Raw genomic sequence first — 8,935 nt, 5'->3', positions numbered from 1 at the left:
GGCTTTGGGGGTCACCTGTGTACCTACACCACCAGCCCCTCCAAGTGGTTCACCACAAAGTACCAGAGTTGGTAGGGGTATTCGCCATACTCTACATACAAATAAAAGTGTTTATCGCCGTGGTGAAATAGTAAGAATTACCCTTTCCAAAACTAATATTACCGATCATGAAATTACTCTTCGCTATCGTACTAGACAAATTGTAGAGATTACTGTGCGTAATCTTGCCGGTGGTTTGGTTTGGAGTTTTGGCTCTGGACGTACTTTTGCACCAAGCACACGAGTTATAACAATTTTTCCGGGTGGTACCCAAGTAATTAAAGAAGACTGGCGACAAGTTGATAAGCGTGGACGACAGGTTCCACCTGGTACTTATGTAATTACGGCTGTCAATTTGGGTACTAATGTAAGTGTTTCTGTACGAATTCAAATTAGATAAAAAAAGTACCGGATTTTCCGGTACTTTTTGTTCAGCAAGTATAAACATAGTTTTTGCCTCTTGCTTTTGCCGTATATAATGCTTCATCAGCTTTTTGAATAATTGTTTCTGCACTTTGGCCATCTTGTGGAAAGGCGGCAATACCCACGGAGATACCTAAGGAAGGATAAGCAATAATTTGGGGGTGAACAATAATGTTGTTACGAATTCTAGTAGCGATGAGTTTGCTTTTTTCTTTATTGGTTTTTGGTAAAATAATGGCAAATTCATCACCACCATAGCGGGCGACAATATCGGAATTTCTGGTGAATTTTTTCATTAATTGGGCGGTTAATTTCAGGATTTGATCACCAGCATGGTGACCTGCTAGATCATTCAATTGTTTAAAATTATCTAAGTCTAATAGAATCAAGGAAAAGGGGATGTTTCTTTTGATTAATAGGTGCAGATTTTGATTAAAAAAACGGCGGTTATGTACTTTAGTAAGGGTGTCTAGATTGGCTAAAATAAAACAGGATTGATGAAAATTTCGGGACAAGGTTAATGCAAAGCAGGCTAAAATCAGGAGGATAATTATTTGAGTAAGTATTGGCTGGAGGATAAGTCCTTGTTTTTTACTGATTAGAATTAGGCTTGTACATGCTAGTAGGGTTGTAAAATAGGTACTCTTTGTTTTATTTTGAAAGGCTAAAGCTACAATTGGAAAAGTAAAAAAAAGTGAAAAAACTAAAAAGTAATGTTGGGCATGGTAAATAAAAAGACTAATGAAGAGTAAATCTAGAAATACTGTAAGGGGTTCTGGTAGATAAAAAAAGGTATCTAATTGATAAGTTAAAAAAATGAGTAGAGCGTAAATCAGCAGTATTAAGCCCAAAAGATAAAGAAGCGGAGGTAACTGGCGATCAATTAAGAAAAAACAGGGTAAAAAAAGAATACAAACCATTAAACGTAAAAAGGCTAAGATAAAATTATTATTGTTTGTACGCTTTGCCAGAGACATCATTTTCCTCCTTAAGCTAAATATTGTTGTTTATATTCCCCATTTGAGCTAATTTTCCCTCTTTTTAAGTCAAAGATAAGTATTGTTTGTTTAAATGGCTAGGTGCTATACTAAATACAGGAGGTTTGCCAGATGAATATTTATAAAGTTAGTAGAATAGTTTTTATTGCGGTAATTTATTTGGTGTTAACACTCGCTTTTGCACCTTTAAGTTATGGACCAATTCAAGTTCGTTTTGCAGAAGCCCTTACTATTTTACCCTATTTAATTCCGGAAGGAATTTGGGGACTTTTTTTAGGCTGTTTATTGGCGAATTTCTTCAGTTGGTTAGGTCCGTTAGATTTAATTTTTGGTAGTTTAGCTACTTTAGCAGCGGCAATTTTAACTAGAAAAATGCCGCATCCTTTTTTAGCTCCTTTACCACCAGTGCTAATTAATGCGGTTGTCGTCGCCGCTATTTTAAAATATGTTTTGGGGCATCCTTTTTTATTGAGTATGCTTTATATAGGTGGTGGAGAACTCCTAGCCTGTTATTTTTTAGGGCTTCCTTTATTATTTGCTTTGCGAAAAATAATTAAATAAAAAACAGGCCGGTTAAATTAGCAGGCCTGTTTTAATTTTAGCGCTGACGATTATTGATATCGGCATAGCTAATATTGCGGGTGTGTAAAGTGTGTGACCAAGATACTTGTGTGTCACTAAAAAAGCTGAGAACAATAATGGGTACCCAACTATAAACAAAAAGAGGATAATGGTAAATCATCCATTTGAGTATTTTTTTGGGGAGGCGATCTAACCAGATAACTAGGAAGGGATAAATTATTTGCAAGACACTAACTAGTTCCCATAAAAGTGGTGGCCAAATATATTTAAAAATAGTAGTATAAAGATCCAAGATAAAGAGATCCACAAAACCGATTAGGGTAAATAAGGCCATAAAAACTACTAATAAAGGTTGTAAGGTTAACATGGCGGCATCAAAAAGTACAATGTCTTTTTGTCGAATGGCCTCCTTAATGAATTTAAAGCTATAAGTACGGAAAAGTTCTACATGACCAAGTGCCCAGCGTTTTCTTTGTTTCCAGGCTTGTTTGAAAGTAAGTGGCTTTTCGTCATAAGTAATGGCTTCGTGAGCCCAAGTAGTTTTATAACCGTGCATTAGGGCTTTAAGGCTAAATTCTAAATCCTCGGTTAAAGAAGTGGCTCCCCAGCCAATTTCTTTTAAAACATCCAAAGAAATAGCCATGCCAGTACCACCTAAATAGTTAGATAAACCTAAATTATATCTGGCTAATTGTAACATGCGGTTGGCAACCCAAAAGGCCATAGAAAAAGAGGCGGTAACCCAAGTATCCTGTGGGTTTTTGGCATCAAGATAACCTTGCACTATTTTGGCACCATCACAAAGGCGATTATTCATGTGTGTTAAGAAATTGGTATCTACCAAATTGTCGGCATCAAAAATAACTACAGCATCATATTTTTCCGGAAAATTATAAAGCTTAGCGAAAAACCATTCCAAGGCATAACCTTTGCCGCGCTGTTCTAAGTCGGTTCTTTCGAAAACCCAGGCTCCGTGTTGAGCAGCAATTTTAGCTGTATTATCAGTACAGTTATCGGCGATAACGAAAACTTCGTAAAGTTCACGGGGATAATTTAAAGACATTAAATTATCTATTAAAGGACTGATTACAAGTTCCTCATTATGGGCGGGAATGATAATGGCGAATTTTTTTCGCGGGGTATATGTTTTAGGTGTGCGAAATTTAACTAAACCTGACATACCTAAAATGAAAAAGTAAACTGCCACCAAAGCCAAGATGATTTGTGCGGGCAGCATAAAAAAATCTAAAGGTAAATAGGAAAAGTCTTGTAAAGGCACAGTATTGTTCCTCCATTTTAAATATTATTTTACACACACTATTTTATTATAACATAAAATAAAAATAAATATTACTTAATTACCGCAGAATTTTTTGTAGGCTGTATTAAAGACTAGAAAGCACTTTAAAAGGTTCCCCTTTTTTATATTTCATTTTTGGAGCATTGACTGTATAATGAAGGTAACAATCTTTTAAAAAAACTGGTTAGTAGTTAGTGGGGGAAATTTGTGAATTTGTCTATTAAAAAATTAAATAAAAAATTAATAGCTATTTTAATTTGTCTTTTCGTGGGTGCCGCCTTTTTTTCTTTTTACTTAATAAATAGGCAGCTATTAGTAGTGCAGACTACTTTGGTTGAAAAGCGGGAATTAATGAGTGAAATTAAAACTAGTGGTGTCTTACAGTGTGCCCAACAGCAGGATTTTTATGCACGCACCTCATCTGCGGTAAAGGAAATTAGAAAAACCGAAGGAGCTAAAGTCACCTTGGGTGAAGTCATTTTATTATTAGATAATAATAATGCACTGCGTGAGCTAGGTAAAGCCGAAAATGCTTTGGTTATTTTACAAAATGATTATTTACAAGCAGTAAGTGATAAAGTTTACTTAATGAATAAAAGAGATGAAGCTCGTAAAAATCAAGAATGGGCCGAAGAATTATTTCAAGCTGGGGAAATTTCTTGGCCAGAAATTGAAGATATAAAAAATGAAATTTTGGAATTGGAAAATCAAATTAAAGCTATAAATTTAAACACACTAGAGAGTCAAGTTAATAAAGGGCGTTTGGCGGTACAGGCGGCTCGTGAGGATCTAGCGGAAACTGTAATCACCAGCCCTTTTCCGGGGACTCTTTTACAGATGGCGGTTAAACGGGGTGAACCGGTTGCCCAAGGTAAGTTTTTGTTTAGTATTGGTAAAACTGATATTCTGGAAGTAGTTGCTTTTGTTAGTGAACATCAAGTTTTTAAATTAAAAAAAGGTGATTTGGTTGAGATTTATAGTGATGCTTTAACTGAAAAGGTTTATCGCGGGGAAATTAAACAAATTGCTCCCAGAGCTGAAATGGTTGAAACTGCGGATGGCCCTGAAAGTAAAGTAAAATTAAAAATTGCTTTTCGGGAAAAAGCGGTGGAATTCAAACCTGGGTTTACGGTAAATATAAGGATTCCTTTAGAGGAAAAGACCGAGGCCCTATTAATTCCTCAAATGGCTATTAAAGAAGAAGATGAACGGTGTTTCGTGTTTGTCTATGAACAGGGTACTGTTCGGAAAAGGGAGGTACAGCTTGGTTTGGCTGCAGAAGGTGAACAAGAAGTAATTGTCGGTTTACAAGCAGGTGAAACAGTGATTATTAGTCATTTAGAAAAATTGCAGGATCAAATGAAAGTAAAAGTAAATTAGGTATGGTGAAATAAATGACTCAGTTAGCATTTTTAAAAACAGCTCGGCGTTTGGTGATTAAAATAGGTAGTAGTACTTTAACTTATTCTTCAGGTAAACTTAATTTATATCAATTGGAACGCTTAGTTAGGGAAATTGCTGATTTAAAAAATCAAGGTTTGGAAATTATAATTGTTACTTCTGGGGCCGTAGGAGCGGGGATGGGTAAAATGGGACTAGTTAAACGTCCCAAAAACATACCGGAAAAACAGGCTTTGGCCGCCATTGGTCAGGGTATTTTAATGCATATGTACGAAAAGTTTTTTGGTGAATATGATTTAACAGTGGCCCAAATATTACTTACTCGGGAGGACTTTGTACACAGAGAAAGATATTTAAATGCCCGTAATACTTTGCTTACTCTCTTGAATTTTGATGTGATCCCCATCATTAATGAAAATGACACTGTGGCTTTTGAAGAAATTAAATTTGGGGATAATGATACTTTAGCTGCTTTGGTTGCTGGTTTAGTAGATGCCGATTTATTAATTTTACTTTCTGATATTGATGGTCTTTATACTCATGATCCACGTAAGACAAAATCAGCTATTTTAATTAAAATTGTTGAGGAAATTACTTCGGAAATTATGGTGGCTGCAGGTGGTGCGGGAAGTAAATTAGGCAGTGGAGGTATGCTTACCAAAATTGAAGCGGCTAAAATTAGCGGTAATTCTGGGGTGCCGCTTTTAATTTTGAATGGTTCCCGAGAGGGGATCATGAGGCAAGTAATTAGTGGCTTTAATCCAGGGACACTTTTTTTACCGCGGGAAGATCGGCTGAATATGCGAAAAACATGGATTGCCGTAGCTTCTAAAATTGAAGGGATTTTATATGTTGATGAGGGTGCTGCTGAGGCTCTCGGGCAAAAAGGAAAAAGTTTGCTGCCTAGTGGTATAAAAAATATTGAAGGTGATTTTGAACGGGGTTGTGTGGTAAAAGTAATTGGTGAAAAAGGTGAAATAGCTCGCGGTATAGTTAATTACAGTGCACAGGAAATTAAACAAATTAAGGGTTGTCAAAGTTGGCAAATTGAAACTATTTTAGGCTATAAAGATTATGATGAGGTTATTCATCGGAATAATTTAACCTTAAAAATTTAATGAGGGAGGTTGTCTAGTTTGTTTGCACAAGAATTAATTGAAAAAGGATCTTTAGCTAAAGAAGCGGCAGTATTTTTGGCCACCTGTTCCAGTACTCAAAAAAATGAAGCACTTTTACAAATGGCTACTGCTTTGGAAAACAATAGTGAAACCATTTTAAAGGCTAATGCTCAAGATCTTGCTTTAGCCGAAAAGCAAGGTATGGAAAGTGCACTTTTGGATCGTTTAACTTTAACAGTAGAGCGTGTCAAAGAGATGGCAAATGGTTTGCGTGCTTTAATGAACTTAGAAGATCCTATTGGGCAAATATCTGGGATTTGGAAGGGTGCTCAGGGAATTGAAATAGGGAAAATGCGGGTTCCATTAGGGGTTATCGGTATAATTTATGAGGCTAGACCCAATGTTACTGCCGATGCGGCTGGTTTATGTTTAAAGTCGGGTAATGCAGTTATTTTAAAAGGGGGATCAGATGCCCAGAATTCTAATCAGGCTATTGCCCATATTTTAGCGAAAGCCGTTGAAACCGTTGGTTTTCCACGCGGCTGTATTCAGTTAATCGAAAATACCAGTAGGGAAATTACTGTACAATTAATGAGGCTTAATCAGTATTTAGATGTTTTAATTCCTCGGGGTGGTGCAGGGTTAATTCGTTCGGTTGTCGAAGAGGCTACTGTACCGGTAATTCAAACTGGTATGGGCAATTGTCATCTTTATGTAGCGGAAACTGCGGATTTAAAGATGGCTGAAATGATTGTGATTAATGCTAAAACACAGCGCCCTGGGGTTTGTAATGCTGTGGAGACACTTTTGGTTCATGAAAATATTGCTGCGGACTTTTTGCCATCACTAGCAGCTAAATTACTTGAACTGGGTGTGGAGTTAAGAGGTGATGAGCAAACTTGTGCTTTGGTTTCACAAGCTAAACCAGCTAGTGAATTGGATTATCAAACCGAATTTTTGGCTTTGGTTTTGGCAATTAAAGTAGTTAATAATTTAACAGAGGTTCTAGAACATATTCGTAATTATGGTACACAGCATTCAGAAGCCATTGTTACTGAAAGTTATCAGGAGGCAAGGACCTTTTTGCAAACAGTAGATGCAGCCGCAGTTTATGTGAATGCTTCACCTAGATTTACTGACGGCTATCAATTTGGTTATGGTGCTGAAATTGGTATAAGTACACAGAAACTACATGCCCGTGGACCAATGGGTTTAAAAGAACTAACCACAACTAAACATATAATTTTTGGTAGTGGTCAAATTAGGGAATAGCACCTAATGAAAAAAATTGCGTAATCTATAATAAAGGATTGTGCAAAGATTATAGGTATCTTGTTTCTTAAGGCTGCTGGTTTTTCTGTTTTTAATTATTAATAAAAATAAATGGTGGAGTCATGTTATACGATGATTTTATGAATTTAAAAAATATGCGGCGGATTGGTCTAATGGGGGGGACTTTTGATCCCATCCATCAAGGGCATTTGGTTACCGCGGAAACCGCACGTTCCGAATTTAATTTGGAAAAGGTTATCTTTGTGCCTTCTGGACAACCGCCTCATAAAAAAGGTTTAAAGATCAGTAATAAAGAAGCACGTTATTTAATGACTGTTTTGGCTACTTCCGAAAATCCCTATTTCGAAGTTTCACGTTTTGAATTGGATCGTTCTGGGGAATCTTATGCTATAGAAACAGTAAAATATTTTCACAGCAGAATGGCTCCTGAGAGTGCCCTTTATTTTATTACTGGTGCTGATGCTATATTGGAGATCGTTACGTGGAAAAATGTCGAGGGCCTTTTTGATTGTTGTACATTTATAGCGGCTACCCGACCAGGTTATGATTTAGGAGCCCTAAAGAAAAAATTATTAAAAAAATTATCTCCAGCTCATCTAGAAAAAATTATTCCTTTGGAAGTACCGGCGATGGCTATTTCCTCTACTGATATTCGTCATAAAATAAAAAAAGGAAAGACAATAAAATATCTTTTACCTGCTGAAGTAGAAAGTTTTATTTACAAAAATAATTTATATAGTCCTTGGGTATAATCAAATAAGTTTAACACATAATAAAATCAAATTAAGCAATCAGAAGGAAGGGAAAGATGATTACACTTTACGTAGGAAATTTACCATGGGCAACAACTAGTGAAGAGTTAACAGCTTATTTTAGTGAATATGGTCAGGTAGTGGATAGTCGGATTATTAAAGAAAAGGAAACAAATCGTTCGCGGGGCTTTGGTTTTGTGGAGGTAGTGGCTGCAGATGCAGAAAAAATGATTGCTAAATTAAATGGCAAGGAATTTCACGGTAGACAACTAATTGTTAATCAGGCAAAACCGCGGGATTAAATTTTATGATAAAGGAAAATAAGGATGGAGAAACAAGCCTATATAAATATGCTTAAAGCAAAATTAAGTTCAGAAAGATTTGCTCATTCTTTGGCTGTTATGGAAACAGCTTTGTCCCTAGCGGAAAATTATGCTGTAGATCAAAAAAAAGTATGGTTAGCGGCTTTATTGCATGATTATGCTAAAGATTTATCTGATTCGGTATTATTAAAGTTGGCTAGGGAAAATAATTTATTATCATGTCAGGTAGAGAAATATCAGCCTAATCTTTTGCATGGTCCAGTAGGTGCTTTTTTATGTAAACGGGATTTACAGATTAAAGATCAAGAAATCTTACAAGCTATTTATTATCATACAACAGGCCATCAGGACATGACTTTGTTGGATAAAATAGTTTTTTTAGCTGATCTATTAGAACCAGAACGCAGTTATCCTTGGGTTGATGAATTGCGTCAAATCTGTGCAGCAAATTTGGACAAGGGTTTATTTTTTGTCTTTGAACAGATTTTGCAATATTTGCTACATACTAAAACATTGATTCATCCTTTGACTATTAAAGCTAGAAATCAGCTTATTTATCAAAGGTTGGATATGAAATAGGGAGGCGAGGGGCTGTTGACATGAAACTATAAAATATTATAGAACCAGCTTGCTAAACTATAACTTTTGTGTTATATTATTAGCAGGAGGTGACAAACAATGAAGCAATATACAATAGGGCAATTTG

The 8,935-nt window shown here is 36.0% G+C and carries 10 protein-coding genes; 8 read left to right on the top strand and 2 right to left on the bottom strand.

The window, feature by feature from the left end:
* Window positions 1–439, top strand: a 439-nt coding sequence (locus GX687_06095; GenBank protein ID HHX97008.1) for a hypothetical protein, incomplete at its 5' end; no start/stop codon positions are given.
* A gap of 31 nt (window positions 440–470) precedes the next feature.
* On the opposite strand, the gene GX687_06090 is transcribed toward GX687_06095, so the two are convergent.
* Window positions 471–1,439, bottom strand: a complete 969-nt coding sequence (locus GX687_06090; protein ID HHX97007.1) for a GGDEF domain-containing protein — start codon at window positions 1,437–1,439, stop codon at window positions 471–473.
* A 132-nt stretch (window positions 1,440–1,571) separates the two neighbouring features.
* Between GX687_06090 and GX687_06085 the strand changes: the two genes are divergently transcribed.
* The gene (locus GX687_06085) at window positions 1,572–2,021 is read left to right on the top strand and encodes a QueT transporter family protein (protein HHX97006.1); all 450 of its coding nucleotides are present in this window, start codon (window positions 1,572–1,574) and stop codon (window positions 2,019–2,021) included.
* A gap of 37 nt (window positions 2,022–2,058) precedes the next feature.
* On the opposite strand, the gene GX687_06080 is transcribed toward GX687_06085, so the two are convergent.
* A complete protein-coding gene (locus GX687_06080) occupies window positions 2,059–3,279 on the bottom strand; it encodes a glycosyltransferase family 2 protein (GenBank protein HHX97005.1) in 1,221 nt (406 codons plus the stop codon).
* A gap of 270 nt (window positions 3,280–3,549) precedes the next feature.
* Between GX687_06080 and GX687_06075 the strand changes: the two genes are divergently transcribed.
* The 6 genes from GX687_06075 (at window position 3,550) to GX687_06050 (ending at window position 8,808) form a co-directional block, all read left to right on the top strand.
* Window positions 3,550–4,722 (top strand): efflux RND transporter periplasmic adaptor subunit, encoded by a 1,173-nt coding sequence (locus GX687_06075; protein ID HHX97004.1) that lies wholly within the window; start codon window positions 3,550–3,552, stop codon window positions 4,720–4,722.
* A gap of 14 nt (window positions 4,723–4,736) precedes the next feature.
* A complete protein-coding gene (proB, locus tag GX687_06070) occupies window positions 4,737–5,861 on the top strand; it encodes a glutamate 5-kinase (protein HHX97003.1) in 1,125 nt (374 codons plus the stop codon).
* Window positions 5,862–5,879: 18 nt separating this feature from the next.
* The gene (locus GX687_06065) at window positions 5,880–7,133 is read left to right on the top strand and encodes a glutamate-5-semialdehyde dehydrogenase (GenBank protein ID HHX97002.1); all 1,254 of its coding nucleotides are present in this window, start codon (window positions 5,880–5,882) and stop codon (window positions 7,131–7,133) included.
* Between the two features lie 155 nt (window positions 7,134–7,288).
* Window positions 7,289–7,906 carry a nicotinate-nucleotide adenylyltransferase gene (locus tag GX687_06060; GenBank protein HHX97001.1) on the top strand — a complete coding sequence of 206 codons (618 nt, stop codon included), beginning with the start codon at window positions 7,289–7,291 and terminating at the stop codon, window positions 7,904–7,906.
* 56 nt (window positions 7,907–7,962) lie between these two features.
* Entirely contained in the window at window positions 7,963–8,208 is a 246-nt protein-coding gene (locus tag GX687_06055; protein HHX97000.1) for an RNA-binding protein, read from the top strand.
* A gap of 48 nt (window positions 8,209–8,256) precedes the next feature.
* Window positions 8,257–8,808, top strand: coding sequence for an HD domain-containing protein (locus tag GX687_06050; protein ID HHX96999.1), 552 nt, complete (start codon window positions 8,257–8,259; stop codon window positions 8,806–8,808).
* Window positions 8,809–8,935 lie beyond the last annotated feature (127 nt).

The organism is Clostridia bacterium (assembly GCA_012841935.1).
Lineage (GTDB): Bacteria > Bacillota > Peptococcia > DRI-13 > DTU073 > DUTS01.
Note: the sequence above shows the minus strand (reverse complement) of the source record. Positions and strands in the feature narration are given on the sequence as shown.

Bases quoted from the DNA above. Each gene is read 5' to 3' on its own strand.
- GX687_06060 (HHX97001.1), top strand. From the start codon at position 7,289: ATGCGGCGGATTGGTCTAATGGGGGGGACTTTTGATCCCATCCATCAA.
- GX687_06090 (HHX97007.1), bottom strand. From the start codon at position 1,439: ATGTCTCTGGCAAAGCGTACAAACAATAATAATTTTATCTTAGCCTTT.
- GX687_06080 (HHX97005.1), bottom strand. From the start codon at position 3,279: ATGCTGCCCGCACAAATCATCTTGGCTTTGGTGGCAGTTTACTTTTTC.
- GX687_06050 (HHX96999.1), top strand. From the start codon at position 8,257: ATGCTTAAAGCAAAATTAAGTTCAGAAAGATTTGCTCATTCTTTGGCT.
- GX687_06055 (HHX97000.1), top strand. From the start codon at position 7,963: ATGATTACACTTTACGTAGGAAATTTACCATGGGCAACAACTAGTGAA.
- GX687_06085 (HHX97006.1), top strand. From the start codon at position 1,572: ATGAATATTTATAAAGTTAGTAGAATAGTTTTTATTGCGGTAATTTAT.
- proB (HHX97003.1), top strand. From the start codon at position 4,737: ATGACTCAGTTAGCATTTTTAAAAACAGCTCGGCGTTTGGTGATTAAA.